Annotated in this window: 12 protein-coding genes; 6 read left to right on the top strand and 6 right to left on the bottom strand. The window is 42.1% G+C overall.

Going from position 1 to position 15,830, the window contains the following annotated elements:
• Nucleotides 1-16: 16 nt before the first annotated feature.
• Complete coding sequence (locus tag ACFEL9_RS25070; protein WP_385895859.1) at nucleotides 17-406, top strand: hypothetical protein; 390 nt, start codon at nucleotides 17-19, stop codon at nucleotides 404-406.
• Nucleotides 407-451: 45 nt separating this feature from the next.
• On the opposite strand, the gene ACFEL9_RS25065 is transcribed toward ACFEL9_RS25070, so the two are convergent.
• A complete protein-coding gene (locus ACFEL9_RS25065; protein WP_385895856.1) occupies nucleotides 452-2,464 on the bottom strand; it encodes a serine hydrolase in 2,013 nt (670 codons plus the stop codon).
• A gap of 295 nt (nucleotides 2,465-2,759) precedes the next feature.
• Nucleotides 2,760-3,419 (bottom strand): alpha/beta hydrolase family protein, encoded by a 660-nt coding sequence (locus tag ACFEL9_RS25060; RefSeq protein WP_385895853.1) that lies wholly within the window; start codon nucleotides 3,417-3,419, stop codon nucleotides 2,760-2,762.
• A gap of 326 nt (nucleotides 3,420-3,745) precedes the next feature.
• Between ACFEL9_RS25060 and ACFEL9_RS25055 the strand changes: the two genes are divergently transcribed.
• Nucleotides 3,746-5,785 (top strand): multicopper oxidase domain-containing protein, encoded by a 2,040-nt coding sequence (locus ACFEL9_RS25055; protein WP_385895850.1) that lies wholly within the window; start codon nucleotides 3,746-3,748, stop codon nucleotides 5,783-5,785.
• Nucleotides 5,786-6,059: 274 nt separating this feature from the next.
• Here ACFEL9_RS25055 and ACFEL9_RS25050 read toward each other — a convergent pair whose 3' ends face one another.
• Together ACFEL9_RS25050 and ACFEL9_RS25045 are read right to left on the bottom strand one after the other, a co-directional pair.
• Nucleotides 6,060-6,266, bottom strand: coding sequence for a putative signal transducing protein (locus ACFEL9_RS25050; RefSeq protein WP_385895847.1), 207 nt, complete (start codon nucleotides 6,264-6,266; stop codon nucleotides 6,060-6,062).
• A gap of 162 nt (nucleotides 6,267-6,428) precedes the next feature.
• Complete coding sequence (locus ACFEL9_RS25045; protein WP_385895845.1) at nucleotides 6,429-7,406, bottom strand: helix-turn-helix transcriptional regulator; 978 nt, start codon at nucleotides 7,404-7,406, stop codon at nucleotides 6,429-6,431.
• Between the two features lie 78 nt (nucleotides 7,407-7,484).
• On the opposite strand from ACFEL9_RS25045, the gene ACFEL9_RS25040 reads away from it, so the two are divergent.
• Together ACFEL9_RS25040 and ACFEL9_RS25035 are read left to right on the top strand one after the other, a co-directional pair.
• Nucleotides 7,485-8,279 (top strand): cupin domain-containing protein, encoded by a 795-nt coding sequence (locus tag ACFEL9_RS25040; RefSeq protein WP_385895842.1) that lies wholly within the window; start codon nucleotides 7,485-7,487, stop codon nucleotides 8,277-8,279.
• A 230-nt stretch (nucleotides 8,280-8,509) separates the two neighbouring features.
• Nucleotides 8,510-9,325, top strand: coding sequence for a hypothetical protein (locus tag ACFEL9_RS25035; RefSeq protein WP_385895839.1), 816 nt, complete (start codon nucleotides 8,510-8,512; stop codon nucleotides 9,323-9,325).
• A gap of 129 nt (nucleotides 9,326-9,454) precedes the next feature.
• Here the strand turns inward: ACFEL9_RS25035 and ACFEL9_RS25030 are convergent, their stop codons facing one another.
• A complete protein-coding gene (locus ACFEL9_RS25030; protein ID WP_385895837.1) occupies nucleotides 9,455-10,228 on the bottom strand; it encodes a cupin domain-containing protein in 774 nt (257 codons plus the stop codon).
• A gap of 537 nt (nucleotides 10,229-10,765) precedes the next feature.
• Entirely contained in the window at nucleotides 10,766-11,314 is a 549-nt protein-coding gene (locus ACFEL9_RS25025) for a hypothetical protein (protein ID WP_385895834.1), read from the bottom strand.
• A gap of 176 nt (nucleotides 11,315-11,490) precedes the next feature.
• Here ACFEL9_RS25025 and ACFEL9_RS25020 point away from each other — a divergent pair, with 176 nt between their 5' ends.
• Nucleotides 11,491-13,824: a DUF2330 domain-containing protein gene (locus ACFEL9_RS25020; RefSeq protein ID WP_385895831.1), complete on the top strand. Its 2,334-nt coding sequence runs from the start codon at nucleotides 11,491-11,493 to the stop codon at nucleotides 13,822-13,824.
• 656 nt (nucleotides 13,825-14,480) lie between these two features.
• The gene (locus tag ACFEL9_RS25015) at nucleotides 14,481-15,542 is read left to right on the top strand and encodes a DUF3500 domain-containing protein (RefSeq protein ID WP_385895828.1); all 1,062 of its coding nucleotides are present in this window, start codon (nucleotides 14,481-14,483) and stop codon (nucleotides 15,540-15,542) included.
• Nucleotides 15,543-15,830: the final 288 nt, after the last annotated feature.

The raw sequence follows: 15,830 nt of genomic DNA, 5'->3' as shown, positions 1-15,830 counted from the left end.
AATCAAAAACTAAACCATGAAAAAGTTGATTCTTCCGGCTTTCTTTTGCCCGGCTGCCTTTTTTCTCTTTGTAAATTTTATTCCAGCCAAAAAAGAAAAAAAAGTAAAAACAACCCAAGTACGGATATTCACGATTAATCGGGGAAAGATGAATGAATTCGTCAGTGCCTGGCAAAAAGGTGTTTATCCATTGCGAATCAAATATGGTTTTACAATCGAAAAAGCGTGGGTGGTCCGGGAGAAAAATAAATTTATCTGGATCCTCAGCTATGATGGCCCCGAAGGCTTTGAAGCAAAAGATAGCGCCTATTATGCATCGCAGGCAAGAATAACCCTGCAGCCCAACCCGGTGGATTATATTGCCGATTCAGAAAACTATTTTCTTGACAACGCTTTGCCGGAGTGATAAAATTTTTATTTTGAAAGAGTTGATCGCTGTTGTCCTAACCATTTAAGGCTCATCTTTCCCTTCCACCAAAAACTTTCGCATCGACTCCAGTAACACATCGGATGTATTGGAATTAGTAAAAATGGCATAGCCCATTTTTAAATCTTTGTACACTTCAAACTTGCATTTGAAATCGCCATTGTTACCACCATGTCCGAAAGATTTTCCAAAAGGCGTTTCACGGATCTCCAGGCTCATGCCCATATATGCCGGTATTTTTGGCTTTTCATCGCCGGGATCATAGTTGAAGTCGGATTGCTTTTGGAACATGGTGTCATAGGTTGCTGCCTTCAGTCCTTTTTGTTCCAATAAATACAGCATGAACCTGGTAAATATGCTGGCTTCCGTATGCATCGAATAAGCCATGCCCGGAGAATCGGGCAAATCATTATTACTCGGCAACCCATTATAGTGACCAAATGCCACCATTTGTTGCAACGAATCATTTTTGGAAAAGAAGGTATGATAAAGACCTATTGGTTCGATCACTTCTTCCCGTAATACCTGTTCCACTTTCTTGCCGGTAATTTTTTCTATCACCATTTTCAGGTATTCAAATCCTTCGCCTGAATAACCATAACCAGTGCCGGGTGTGAACTTAAGATTCAGTTTTCCATCTTCATTCATCCATCGCCAGTTGGGGAAACCAGTCCGATGTGTCAATACATGTCTTGCGGTCATTAGCTTATAACGTTCATCGGATGCGATATCTGCATAGGGCAAATAAAGATAAAGGGGCTTGTCAAGATCAATAACGCCGCGTTCTGCGAGTCGTTGCACCGCAAAAGCAAACACCGGCTTGGTGATAGAAGCTGCTTCAAAAAGCGTCGTTTCATCCACTTTATCACCAGTCATTGTATTGCGGACACCATACGTTTTATGATAAACCATTTTCCCATCTTTAATCAAAGCCAGCGAAACACCGGGAATGCCGTAATACTTTTGATAGGTTGTTATAAACCGATCCACTTCTTCTGCGTTCGCAGCGCTGAAATCAGGAAGTATAGCTTTAGCGGGAATTAAATCGGGTGCGGGTGAACCCGGAATGGTGACCCTGGCGGCAGTTGTTTTTTGTCCTGCTTTGGCTAAAACAACAATCGGCTTTTTCTGCTCCGCAACATATACCTTATCCCCGCTTAAAAAATAAGCATCCGGCAACATGATTTCGTATTTGCCTGCCGGAATGTTTACCGAATAATTTCCTGTACTATCCAATTCGGTTTCCAGCCAAAGTCCCGGGTTTTGTACAGCTCTGATACAAACTTCACCAGGCAATGGCACTTTTATTGGTTTGTCCCAGCCCACATTTCCCGAAAGCGTTGCCAGTTTTACATGAGCAGGCAAGAGGATCACATCGCCCAGGCTGTTTGGATTCATGTATTTCGAACCACCTTTACCCCAGGCCGAATAGGAGAAACTTCCATCGCCATCCTTATCAAAAACATGGAAATCGAAGCCAATAGATTTACCAACAGAAAACTGATCACCCAACATGATCCGCCACTCATAGAAACGTTTATTACCCGTGGTAACAATAGCAACCTCCATGATATCCCAGCTTGCGCTTTTTGCAAAGGGATCATAAAAGGCATTGTTGGTATTGCGCAGTTTTTTACTGTACATAAAAGAAGCCACGCCTGAACCTGAGAGCAGGTGCCTGGCATCAATGCTTAGTTCCAGACCATCCTGAGAATTCCATCGCACATTTTGACTGGTATCTTCTATAAAATCATCATCTGTTACTGTAAAAGCAATATACAGGGACCGGTTGTCAAGGCGATAACCAAGCTGGAAAAAACCGGAAAAATCAGTGTCATCTTTCGGTTTCGCATCTGATAAATTTTTCCTGATCCTATATTTCATGGCATTCTGCGGCCAGTCGGAGAAATCACCGTCAATCCTGATCTTACCCAGCGGATAAGCATAGGCTACACTGCCATTGTGGGCGAACAAAGATTGGCCAAAAAGAAAGCTGACTGAAAGAAGCCATATGGCTTTGAAGGATCTTGTTGACATGGCTGTTGATGTTTTTTTAAAGTATGGAGATTACTTTGGACGAATTGCTAATTGGATTTAACGTTTTGAAACAGAGAAATGTTACAGGGAAATAAACAATCCTTTCTACTTATTTAATGTAGTGTTTGTTGAAAATATGTTGCATCAACCGGCGTCGTTCACAAATATTTTTTGTTTGGCAAGAATGTGAAAATAAATTCTTTCTATGCTCTTTTGGCTTGAACCATCCTTCGACATGAGAAGTAAAGAGGCGCTGCAGGAGTTCTTTCTCTTTAGTTAGTCTGTTGTTGAACCGCTATTTCTTTATCATTTTCGCAATCCATTCCTTTGTTTTGTCGGCAAGTAGTTGCAGAATATTTTGCTTCCCGGCTTTAAACGCATGATTCGCTCCTTCTATTTTTACCAGCTCAGCAAACTTTAGCGATTTACATACTGGCTCTATCAAATCCCATGCGGCCAATTCATCTTTGGTTCCTTGTAAAAACAGCATCGGTGTCTTTATTTCTTTTAAATGTTCCGCTCTTTCAGTTGATGGCTTGCCCGGGGGATGTAAGGGAAAACCATAAAAGATAATTCCCTTTACGGCAGCATCGGGATGTGCCGACAAATATTGAGAAGTCATTCGTCCGCCAAATGATTTTCCTGCTGCAAAAAGCGGGAGCTCCGGAAATAATTTCTGTGCGTTAGCAATCGCTGATGCAATAGTTGCATGAGCCACCGCAGGAATATCGGGTCTTCCTTTTTTATTTTCAGCAAATGGAAAATTGAAACGCAACGTCGCGATGCCTTGTTCTGAAAGTAATTGTGCTAACGTAACCATGAAAGAATGATTCATACCAGCACCTGCACCGTGTGCGAGAGTTATAATGCAATGGCTATTTTCCGGGATAATACATTCAGCTGAAACAACACCAATCACTGGTGAAACTTTTAGCGACAGAGAACGTGTTTTCATTTGCCACTGGTTTAGCAATAAAATTAGGAAGGATTTTTTGTTTCGCAGACGTCTCATTGCATTGGGTAGGTGTGTTGGGTGGACCCGTTATTCACTTACCATCCCTGTAGCACGTCGATCCAATAGGTTCCCACATATCTACCCACGAGCTAACCGATGCCGGGCAATACTCCAACTGATCCTTGTCTGTACATTTTCATCATCATTTTTTATTCAAGTGATAAGACTCATCAGTTTCGGTGACCCTTGTCACTTTTCAAACCAGGTTCATTTTCTAACTTATCATCAATAAATTATAATTTATTTAATCAACCAAAACGGGCATTATGGAAAAGTTCTTTACCATTCATTCTAAACGATGGCTGGGCCCGATGATTTTTTTATCATCGTTGACTTTGCCGGCATCGGCACAAACGACGCTGGATCCAAAAACACAATCCCAGTTTGTAAACCCGCTACCTGTTCCATCGGTTATTGATGGACGCAATGGCGGTTTATTTACCATTGGTATTTCACAGTTCGATCAATGGCTGGGCCTGGTAGACCCCGCTACCCAACAACCTATGCAAACAAAAGTTTGGGGATATAATGGTTCTTATCCCGGTCCTACTATCCTTGCAAAAAAAAATACACCCATTGAAATATTCTGGCGAAACAACCTTGTTAATGGCAGTAATCAACCATTACCACATTTGCTGCCGCTTGACCCTACCCTTCATTGGGCATTAAGCGGTATCACCAACTGGCAGCAGTCTGGAATCCCGGTAGTAACGCATCTGCATGGTGGACAAACGGAGTCAGCAAGTGATGGCTTACCCGATGCATGGTTTACTCCTAATTTTGCTTTGAAAGGCCCTGGTTTTATCAAAGGTGATTTAACACCTTATTATTACGGCAATACACAGGAGGCTGCAACCCTCTGGTATCATGATCATGCGTTGGGAATTACCCGTTTGAATGTTTATGCAGGTCTTGCCGGGTACTATTTATTGACCGACAATAATGAAATGAATTTGCAAAACACAGCCAAACTTCCTGCGTCCCCTTTTGACTTAGGGTTAGTCATCCAGGACAGGATGTTTACCACAAACGGGCAATTATACTATCCCTCTATGCCCGAAGAAGCAGAGCAGCCAAACCCCAGCATATTGCCTGAATTTTTTGGTGATTTTATTCTGGTAAACGGGAAAACATGGCCCATACTGGAAGTAGAGCCAAGGCAATACCGTTTCCGTGTCCTCAACGGTTCTGATTCGAGGTTTTATAATTTGTTTCTTTCAAGCGGACTAGTCATTCAACAGATTGCTACGGATAATGGCTTGCTGCCATCACCGGTTCCGTTAACGCAAATGCTTATCGCCCCCGGCGAACGTAAGGATATCATCCTGGATTTTTCGCATCCATCTTTATGGGGACAAACCATCATTGTACGCAACAATGCCAAAACGCCCTTCCCAAAAGGATCGGCTGTAAATCCGCAAACAACGGGACGTATCATGGCTTTTAGTGTAACCAAACCGCTTAATCCTGATTACCCGTTGACCAGTGTACCTGCCACATTACGTCCGCCGATTGTTCCTCTTGAAACCACTTTACCGGCACGCAAACTCATTCTTTTTGAAGCAGAAGATGAATACGACCGGTTAAAACCCATGCTGGGAACAGTGGAAGATGGCGTGTTGGAATGGCATGATCCGATAACTGAAAACCCGATGCTGAACAGTACGGAAATATGGGAGATCTATAATGAAACCGAGGATGCACATCCCATTCACCTGCATGGGGTAACTATGCAATTAATAAATCGTCAGAAATTCTCAGCCAGCGTGGATGAGGAAAATGGTAAACCAACCGATATCCGCTTGATTGGTCAACCCAATTCTCCCGGTCTTGATGAACAAGGGTGGAAAGATACCTGGGTGACGTTTCCGGGTGAAGTGACAAGGGTAATTACCAAATTTGATATCGAAGGACTATATGCATGGCACTGTCACATTCTTTCACACGAGGATCATGAAATGATGCGGTCCTATTATGTAGGAGAAATGAATCTTTCTGAAAGACGGAACAATGAAGTTAAGAATGCGGAACCGGCATTTGAAATGCAAGCGCAATTGCAAACCCTTCCCAATCCTTTCAACAGTCAATTTAAAGTAAGATTCAATTTGGTTCAGCCATCTGTGGTTAGCATAAATATGTATGACGCCAAGGGCAGCCTGGTAAAGAAAGTTCAGAATGGTACCATGAGCCAGGGCTTACAACAAGTGAATATCGATGGAGGTAACTGGGCCAATGGTATCTATTATTGCGAAGTAACCATCAACAATCAAAGAATGATTCGCAAAATGATTTTACAGAACTATTAACATGATTAAAAGCTGCTCACCGGCTGGTTTGTAGCTTTTTACTTTTTACGTTGTAGATTGATAAAAAATCGCAGCGGTGTTGCCGGTGCTGACAGGAATTTATTCTAAAAAGTAACAGATAAATTTTATATTAATCCCGGTTATCAATACAATAGTTGCCGGCTCTTTTATCATTTGCAAATGCCATCAGAAAAGATCTGGCCGTCAGCAAGTTTGCAGTTGCTTTTTTTATTTATTAAACACTATGGATTGCTGAGTTTTACTGGCAAACCCATTATCCGGCAATGATTTTTTCAGCTGCGTCTTTGTCCTTTTCAAATATTCTAAGCTCTACCCCACCCACCGGATCCAGACCCAATACATTTTCATCGTTCAGAAAAGATTCTATCCCATTTACCTTCAGTTTATCCTGGATCATTTTAGCTTCCAGCGTATCCGTGTAGGTATGCAGAACGATCGTTTTGTCCTTTTGTGTTTTCATAAATAGTTATTTAGTAGAGTAAAACTATTTATTTTATGGCAGTACAAATTTGGGTTCTGTTTCTTTTTTAATAACAGCCCTTCTGCTGAACACCCCGTTGGGAAACCTGCCACCGGTAACCAATGAGCAAAGTATGGCGTTGTAATATACATACCAACGTTTTTACACGTTGCCCGGACTGTATCCAAACATCTTCTTAAACGCATAGGAAAAACTGCTGAGGTTGTTGTAACCGATATGATATGCAATTTCTGTAACATTCATGACCCGCTCTGCCAGCAGTTGCTTCGCCTGTTGCATACGCAACTGGTGTATCTCGCCAAACACCGTGGTCCGGAAAAAATGTTTATACCCCTTCTTTAGCTTATACTCATTAAGCCCGAACCGACAGGCAATCCCTTTTAAGCTCAATGGCTCCAGGTAGGATGTTGCTATATATTCTTTTACTGCATATAGTTTTTCTTTGTCGGCTGCTGACCAACTTACTTCCGCGGGATTGGATTGTAGCGCATGCACCTGGTCCATTTGCAGCACAAACAGCTCAAGCAATTTGCTTTCAATAAAAATATAACGGGTAATGCCCTGGAAAGAGCATTGCCGTATAGCCGTTATTAATTCCACCATGCGCTGCTGCCAGCAGAGGCCTCCTGCAGCGCCAAGAAAATGCGTCTTCTTTTGCAGGTGTTTACAAAACAAACCAAGGGCGCCGCTTGATTCATCTTCCGCCAGGCTGTTTAAATAACCAGGATGGTAGGTGATGGTGCATGCATGGAACTGTGGCGAATGAATAATATGTGTGCCGGAAAAATTGGTACTATACTGTATGTTGTGCTGCTGCCTGCCAAAATACAAAGGTTCCTGCAGGTTGCCGAACCGGGATTCCACATCTCCTTTCAACACAAATACCGACTCGGCCGTTTCCTTAGGCACAGCATCATATAAACTGAAAGGTTGCTCCGCTTCCATAAACAATTCAGTAAACAGCATACCAGGTGTATTGATGGCATTCAGCTTGCCTGTGGCAAGGCCGGGCTGTTGAAACTCTACGGTGAAATGCGTATAGCGTTCACTGCTATGAACTAATTGTTGTTCCGTAGTACCGAAGTACTGGTCCCATTGAGTCAGATTGATTTTATCCATTTTTCCTAAATCTTAATCCGTTGATCTAAACAGGCAGGGTGCTGTCGTTGCTCAACTTTGCTTAAAACTAAAAGCAACATGAAAAACATCGCCACCGATGCGGTACGTACTGGGGAAAAAGCTGGATTAACTGCACAAAAAAGCAAATGGAAATATAGGCTCTCACTCCTGTTTTATCCCGTAGGTGTAGTACGCATCTGGCGTGGAAATGCCAGGTTGTGGATGAAACTGGTCTACAGTATACTTGTACTGCCGGTCTTTTTACTCACAGCCGCCTGGGTCGGCATTATTTTGTTTGCCGCCTTTCTGCCCAAGCTTGACCACACTGTAGGGAAACGGGCCGATAAAACCATTTACAACCATGAAGGCAATTACTCGGCTACTTTTGTGCAAACAGGAACTGAAACCAACAATGCCTATGAACTGGTGCAGGTAGAGCTGGAACCTCACGGCGGCAACGACTGGCATTATCATACCGGCTTTGTGGAGCAGTTTACTGTTGTGGAAGGCAGCGTAAAAATTGGCAGGAATGGTGAAGAAATTGTATTGGATAAAGGGCAAACCACGATGGCGAATAAAGAAGACCTGCACTATTTTAAAAATGCCCTTGATCACAAATCAGTGCTATTGGTAAAAGTGATGCCTGCCGGGGGGCTGGAAAAAACACTAAGGGTCGCATACGGGCTCATGAATGATGGCTTGTTGAAAAATGACATGACCGAGAATCCCTGGCATATGTGCCTGTTGCTCGCTTACAGCCAATCATACCTCCCTGGCATGCCGCACTGGTTCCAGGAGCCACTGATCAATGCGCTGGCTAAAATTGCGCAATGGAAAGGTGAAGACAAAAGCCTGTATAAATATTTTATGTAACCGAACTGAAGAAAGGAGTTAAAGGAGTTGTAAACATCTATAACACCCAAGGGATCTTTGCGAAAAACCTGTTTGCCGACAGGCAGGCTTTGTATTCTCTTTGGGGTTAGATATTTTTTTACCGCAGAGAGCGTCAAGAAAATATGCAAAGAGAGCAAAGTTTCGATATGGCTAAGTCTAATAACACCCAACAGAGAAATAGTACTTTTGACATAGGAAAACAGTAAGCCATGAAAATTGAAATACTTATTTCAATATTTCTAGTGGTCACCATCACCGCATCCTTTCCTCAAACCTCAACTACACAACCGCAAAACTCTTCTCCAAAAAATACATGGTATTTTACCTTCGGCTGGCATCGTGCTTATTATACTAACAGCACCATCCATTTCAAAGATTTCAAAACCGCCAATTACGATTTCAAACTGGTAAAAGCAGAAGCCATTGATGATAATGACCTGCATATTGGCCGCGGCATTGATGCGCCGCAGTATTCAGTACGCCTGGGTTTGTTTTTTAAAAACAAACCAAACACGGGCATTGAAATCAATTTTGATCATGCAAAATATATTTTGAAACAGGGACAGCGGGTGCATATCGAAGGAAGTATTGACGGAATATCTTTGGATAAAGACACCCTGGTGCATCCGGGGTTTATTGAATACGAACATACCCATGGCGCCAATTACTGGATGATTAATGTCGTGAAACGAAAAAGTCTATGGCAAAGCGACAATCAAAAATACCAGCTTGATATTTTAGTAAAACCCGGAATCGGTTTGGTTATTCCGCATTCAGATATATGGTTGTTTGGCAAACCACGTAATGACAAATATCATGTTTCTGGCTATGTGGCTGGTGTGGAAAGCGGCCTGCGTGCTGTACTCGTCAAAAGCCTGGTTGCCGAATTTACTTTTAAAGGTGCTTATGCAAATTATACCGACATATTGCTGTATGGAAGTGGACGTGCCCGTCAGCACTGGTGGTCTTACCAATATATTATGCTGGTTGGTTACCAATTCAATTTTACCAGTAAAAAAAAATGATAGTTGCACCCGGCAGCTGCCATTTTCCTCCCGCTACTGATTGGTGGGTTAATCACGATGGGGAGAAAGAAACCCGTCCTGCGCTTGCAAGGATAGGGTTCCGGCTATAGAACCATGACAAAAGAATATTTACTTAGCACGATTCACTTCCACCAGTATCGCTTTCAGCGTTGTAGTGCCAACATTCTTCACACTGTGTGTCTCCGCAGCTCCCACCGCTGTCATCCCTTTTTTAAATTCCATCACATTTTTTGTCCCGTCTTTTCCTGTAAACTCGCCTTTTCCTCCTTCAATCACATAAAGCGCATTGTCAGGATGGGAATGCATAGCAGATGACTGCCCTGGTTTATAACTAATTTCCAGCACTCTTATACCCAATGTATCGTTTTTTAATTTGTACAATGTCGGAGCCACTTTTGTTGCATCCATGGTGGCATCCCGCGACGTGGTTTGTGCCGGGCGGTTCACTTCTACCAATATCACTTTAACGGGTGTCTTGCCTGTATTTTTCACACTGTGTATTTCAGCGGCTCTTATTAAACTCGTTCCCGTCTTCATTTCATTCTCCATTTTAGTCCCGTCTTTTCCATAAAACGTTATGGTACCGCCTGCTGCCGTATAAGCGGCCAGGTCAGAATGAGAATGCAGCACAGACGAATCGCCGGGTTTGTACGTGACTTCGACAACGCGTATGCCCATTGTATCATTTAATATTTTGTAAAGGTCAGGGGCCGCTTTTACCGCATCCATTACAGCGTCTTGTGCAGCCGGTTCTGAAGTTGCCGTTTTGGTGGTGTCGGTTGTTTCAGTTGGCGCTTCTTTTTTGTCAGGTCCCTTGCAGGCAACAAGGATCAATAAGATGGCTACCGTTATTACAAGCCGGCTTTTGTCTATCTTTTTCATAAATGCTTTTTTAGTGAATGATAAAACAGAGCAGGACTAATAGTTAGTGCAGGAGTAGGATCACTGATATATCCAAGGTATAATTAATTTACTGCTTAAAATAATTTTTTCTTTTCTCCGGAATAAGAAAAAGATCAGTTGCAACCTGCTTTATGATACAACTGCAGGCAAGACTTTCATGGCAGTTGGTTGTTTTGGGTAAAAGAAAATGGTTTGGCTTATTGAATTTACCGAAACTTATTGAAGGTTATTGCGTTCAATGGAACCTATGCTTCATTCTATGATACCAGGGCCAACAGCGTAAGTATTATTCAACCTTCCATGCCAATGAAGCACACAAAAGGGTAAACCGGCATTTTCATTTCCTGGCTGGTAAGGCAGGCATTTAGTGACGACTACCTGCTTTGACAATTGACCTCCGCATCAGGGTGTTGCTTCCTGGTACGGCATGTTGCCCTTATTATGCTTTTTTCAAATCAACAAGAGAATGGTACAAACGATTTTTTACCGACTGCAAACTTCATCACATTTAACCAACTACCGGGGCGAAGTCTGTACATCCCATTGTACATTAATATGGTGTTTTGCAGCGAATGATTTTCCTGCATCTGTCAGTTTGCCGAACAACTTTACAAATTTTGGATAATGTTTGTCGGAAATAGATTTTACAAGCAAATCAATTTTTTCCCTCGGAGCATTCTCATCGTATAACGCGGCAAGCTGGCGGTATTCATTTTTGTATACCGGCAATACATAATCATACAAGGCAATAGATGCCTGCAGCATATTACGGGTATCGTCTGTTTCGTTTAATTTTTTAAGCTGTCCCCTGTTCTCTTCGATAAACTGTATTTTCTCGTCGATCACTTCTGTTCGTTTCATTGGAGCGATTTTGTCTTTATCACCATCGATCATTTTTACTGATGGGCTTTCTAATTCCCGTTGTATACCCGTACCTGCAAAGCCGTGCAGCCTGTTACAGTTGAGCACAGCAATGTCAAAATATTTTTCAGGCGTTACACTATTACAGCCCATAAACGGTGCGCAGCAACCAAACAAGTAAAAGAAGAAGAATAATTTTCTCATGGTCGGTTTTAAAATAAAGATAGTTTGTTTTATCGGGCAACCTGGGGTGATACTGAGATAACTGAAAATCCATATCAACAGGAACGATTTTTTGATAACCCGGGATGCCGGAAAAATTTTTCAAAAATCCTTGTGTAATTCTCCGCATTGCTTCATCTGGAATTTAAACAAAGCTTATGCAACGAAAAGAACTGCATTTAGACCCCCGGTATTTCCAGGTGGTTTTCCAGGCAATTTTTCTCAGTTATGGTATCCTTATGCTGCATTGGCATGCTGACTGGCTGCATTATTTCATCAGCATTGGAGGATGTTTGTTCTTCCAGTATACCGTCGATTCTTTTAAATCAAAACGCTTTTTGCAGCCCGGTGAATTTAATCGCTGGGGATTCAGTTCACTCATCAGCGCTATGAGTCTTTGTCTTCTTTTAAAGACAAACGATTGGTGGATCAGCCTGCTGGCCGCCTTTCTCACCGTAGCCTCAAAGTATATTTTCAAATGGAACCATAAACATATTTTCAATCCCTCAGCCTTCGGTATTGTAGCTACTATTTTCTTAACCAATGACGCCTGGCTTACTCCGGGTCAGTGGGGAAGTAATGCAGTCATATTTTTTGGGGCGATCACACTGGGAACCATTGTGGTCACAAGGGTTCAGAAATTAGATGTTTCATTGGCCTTCCTGGTTACTTATGTGGGCCTCCTGTACTGGCGACAGGTTTATATATTGGGATGGCCGATGGATCATTTTATTCATTCTGTCAGCACCGGAAGCTTATTGCTCTTTACTTTTTTTATGATCAGCGATCCAAGAACATCGCCCAATCATTCTGTTGCCAGGATATTATGGGCCGTTTTGATTGCGGGTGTGGCCTTTTATCTTTCCGCATTTAAGTGGAAATACAATACGATCATTTGGGTATTGGTAGCGGCTGCACCACTGGTGCCTTTGCTCGATCATATTTTTAAATCCAAAACTTTTGCCTGGGCAACATCTACTATTCATTTCAACTTTATTAATCAACTAAAAAAAATAATCATGAACCCTTCTGCAAAAAAATTAGCTGCACTGGCCATCCTTGCCGGTATGATCAGCCATGAAGCAGCGGCTTTCTGCGGCTTTTATGTTAGTAAGGCCGATGGTACACTGAAGAATAAAACATCACAAGTCATTTTGGTGAGGGATGGCAACCGGAATGTCATCACTATGTATAATGATTTCAAAGGCAATTTGAAAGATTTTGCAATGGTAGTGCCTGTACCCGTTGTATTGAAAAGGAATGATATCAAAGTAGTGGATCAGCAAATATTTAATACGTTGAATGATTACAGCAAACCGAGATTAGTGGAGTATTATGATCAGAATCCATGTCTGCAGTATAACTATAAACTGGAAGGCAGGGCCCCGGGTGTAGCACTGAATGAGGTGGTGGTTACGGGTTATGGTACTGCGAAAAGAAAAGACCTGGGAGTAAAAATAGAAGCCAAATATCTTGTTGGCGAATACGATATACTGATCCTTAGCGCTAAAGAAAGTTCAGGATTGAGAACATGGCTGGATGAAAATGGTTATAAAATACCGGCGGGTGCTGATGAAGTGCTGGAGCCTTATATCAAAAGCAATCTGAAATTTTTTGTCGTTAAGGTAAATGAAGAAGAGAAGAAAAAACTGCCCGGCAATTTTCTGCGGCCTATCCAGATCAGGTTTTCTTCACCAAAATTTATGCTGCCGATAAGATTGGGAATGGCCAATGCAGATGGCGACCAGGATATGATTGTTTATGCCTTTACCAAAAAAGGGAGAGTTGAATCCACCAACTACAGAACTGTTTCATTGCCTACCGGGAAAAACATTCCTTTGTTTGTTCAAAACAATTTTGGAAATTTTTATGCTAACCTGTTCCAGCACCAATGGGACAAGGAAGGTAAAGCAGTTACCATGCTTGAATATGCATGGGATGTAAGTCCGAAGAATTATGTGAAATGCGATCCCTGCGTAGCCACAGCGCCATCGGCACAGGACCTGGCACAGGCAGGAGTCTGGTGGATCAACCGCGACTGGAATGATTATAACGATATAGAGGAAGAAGATGATGATTATTCAGACAATGTTTATTTTACCCGTTTACATGTCAGGTATAACCGCAATAAGTTTCCGCAAGACCTTATGTTCCAGGTAACGCCTAATACGGAAAACTTCCAGGCAAGGTATATCATTACACATCCTGCCACAGGCGACTTCTCCTGTGATGCCGGAAAAAAGTATTTGAAAGAATTAAAACAACGTCGTTCCGACGAGATGCAAATGCTTACTTATTTAACTGGCAAAACTTATAATGACTGGGACGTTGTGCTGAATGATGAGGAAGAAAAGTTCATTCCTTCAGAGGCAACTTATGCAACAGTGTCTCATGGTATAAAAAACAAACCGTTTGAAAATAATGGACTGCTGTTTGCACTGGTTGGAATAGCGGGATTAGCTTCGCTGATCAGGTTCAGGAAACACAGTTAGGTCAATACATTGGTTTAAATAAAGAACTATTACCGCTTTTTGCGATGCTTTAACTAACAAATATTCCGTTGCGTGAAGTCACCATAGCCGTTAACTTAAGAAATATTAGATTGAGTTTAAGGGATACAAAATGCTCCCAGCGGAGCGTTCCTGAGTGGCTTATTTTCTTTCCATAATATTATAAAAAGGTCCTGGCTCGCAGACACGGGTTGGCACCTTTACTGATCACCGCAGATGTTTTTTTCTTTTATGTTCTTTTGGTTTGAACCAAAAGAACCAAAAGTTCAAGGCAAACACCAACGCTCCGCGGGTTTTGCCGGGCCGACGCACCGGAAGACGCTAATAATTTATACGTCGTTTTTTTATCCGGAGTGGAAGGACGAAGACTCCGCTACGTAATATGCGGGAGCAACGGGAGGCGCTGCTTTTTCGCTGATAGTGTTTATAGTATTACGAGCTTGTCAGGAAGCGAAAAAGAGGCGCTGGAAGTATTCCTTAAGTGCAAGGACGCAGGGGTCTTAAGTTAACGATTATGGTGAAGACCCCAATCGGGGCATTTTAATTTTTACGGACCCTGACCATCGCAGCAGAACGGGTACTTCTTATTTTTAACTACTTTTATAAAATAATTTTATGATTGTGTGTCAATCTTATTTATGAAACCTGTCATAATCATCCTTCTTTTTATAACAGGAAGTTTTTTCTCCTGTCAGTCGCAATCAAATAATAATAACACCGATACACAACCGGCCGGAAAAAACCTGGGTGGCATGGCTGCGGCCGCTAATGAATTTTTAAAAACACTTTCAGCAAAGCAGAAAAATGAAATACAGTTTGACTTTGATGAAAAGGAACGATACAACTGGCATTATGTTCCGAAGAGCAGGAAAGGTGTTCCGTTAAAAGACCTGGCCGAAGTACAACGAAAGGCGGCAATGGACTTATTGCGCACTGCACTCAGTGACACAGGTTTTGCAAAAACAACTGCCGTCATACAATTAGAAGGCATTCTAAGAGAAGCAGAAGGCCGTCCGCCAGATGATGATTATCGTCATCCCGGCAAATATTATTTTTCCATTTTTGGTAACCCGGCAAACGATTCCATCTGGGGATGGAGACTGGAAGGCCATCATGTTTCATTTAATTTTTCTGTAAAAAACAATTCGCTTGTTTCCGGCACACCCGGATTCCTGGGAACCAATCCTGCCATTGTATTATCTGGCCCGGAAAAAGGAAAACATATTCTGAAAAATGAAACGGAGCTTAGCTTTACTTTATTACATTCCCTTGATGCGGGCCAACAAAAAAAAGCAATCATTGATAAGGAAGCTCCGTCCGAAATTATTACAGGAGCGAGCCGGAAAGCAATGATTGAACAGCCGGAAGGGATTTTATATAGCGAACTAAGTAGTACCCAACAAAAAATATTTATACAATTACTGAGTGTTTATATTCATCGTTATACCCGCTTATTTGCTATGAATATGATGAAAGAAATAGAGACTGCGGGATTGAATAACCTGCGGTTTGCCTGGGCAGGTGCACCGCAGCAGGGCATTGGTAATCCCCATTACTACCGCATACATGGCCCCACTATTATTATTGAGTATGACAATACTCAAAACAACGCTAACCATATTCACACGGTGATCAGGGATCTGCAAAATGATTTTGGCGGCGATGAGTTATTGGAACATTATAAGAAAGGCCGTCATTAGTTATTTGGTTCTATAACGTTTAGCAATGCTTCCGGTATATTTTTATTTTCTGCGGGCAGAAACCAAGGCGAAGGGTGATGCTTTTTTGTGCGTCACTTTTTAATTTGTTCATAAGTCAATTTGTTAATCGACATATTACCGCTTTTTGCGATGCTTTAAACAAATATTCCGTTGCGTAACACGCACCGGGGCTTTCTAGTTTTTACGGACACTGTGTATAATAGAAACCTAAGGCAGCAGGTTGTTATTTTCTGGTACGGCATACTTCCTTGTTACGCTTTTTTAAAT

Source organism: Terrimonas alba (assembly GCF_042434975.1).
Classification (GTDB): domain Bacteria; phylum Bacteroidota; class Bacteroidia; order Chitinophagales; family Chitinophagaceae; genus Terrimonas_B; species Terrimonas_B alba.
Note: the sequence above shows the minus strand (reverse complement) of the source record. Positions and strands in the feature narration are given on the sequence as shown.

Excerpts from the sequence above, each read along its gene's own strand:
- ACFEL9_RS25015 (WP_385895828.1), top strand. The coding sequence starts at position 14,481 with ATGAAACCTGTCATAATCATCCTTCTTTTTATAACAGGAAGTTTTTTC.
- ACFEL9_RS25070 (WP_385895859.1), top strand. The coding sequence starts at position 17 with ATGAAAAAGTTGATTCTTCCGGCTTTCTTTTGCCCGGCTGCCTTTTTT.
- ACFEL9_RS25020 (WP_385895831.1), top strand. The coding sequence starts at position 11,491 with ATGCAACGAAAAGAACTGCATTTAGACCCCCGGTATTTCCAGGTGGTT.
- ACFEL9_RS25040 (WP_385895842.1), top strand. The coding sequence starts at position 7,485 with ATGAAAAACATCGCCACCGATGCGGTACGTACTGGGGAAAAAGCTGGA.
- ACFEL9_RS25025 (WP_385895834.1), bottom strand. The coding sequence starts at position 11,314 with ATGAGAAAATTATTCTTCTTCTTTTACTTGTTTGGTTGCTGCGCACCG.
- ACFEL9_RS25065 (WP_385895856.1), bottom strand. The coding sequence starts at position 2,464 with ATGTCAACAAGATCCTTCAAAGCCATATGGCTTCTTTCAGTCAGCTTT.
- ACFEL9_RS25050 (WP_385895847.1), bottom strand. The coding sequence starts at position 6,266 with ATGAAAACACAAAAGGACAAAACGATCGTTCTGCATACCTACACGGAT.
- ACFEL9_RS25030 (WP_385895837.1), bottom strand. The coding sequence starts at position 10,228 with ATGAAAAAGATAGACAAAAGCCGGCTTGTAATAACGGTAGCCATCTTA.
- ACFEL9_RS25035 (WP_385895839.1), top strand. The coding sequence starts at position 8,510 with ATGAAAATTGAAATACTTATTTCAATATTTCTAGTGGTCACCATCACC.
- ACFEL9_RS25045 (WP_385895845.1), bottom strand. The coding sequence starts at position 7,406 with ATGGATAAAATCAATCTGACTCAATGGGACCAGTACTTCGGTACTACG.
- ACFEL9_RS25060 (WP_385895853.1), bottom strand. The coding sequence starts at position 3,419 with ATGAAAACACGTTCTCTGTCGCTAAAAGTTTCACCAGTGATTGGTGTT.
- ACFEL9_RS25055 (WP_385895850.1), top strand. The coding sequence starts at position 3,746 with ATGGAAAAGTTCTTTACCATTCATTCTAAACGATGGCTGGGCCCGATG.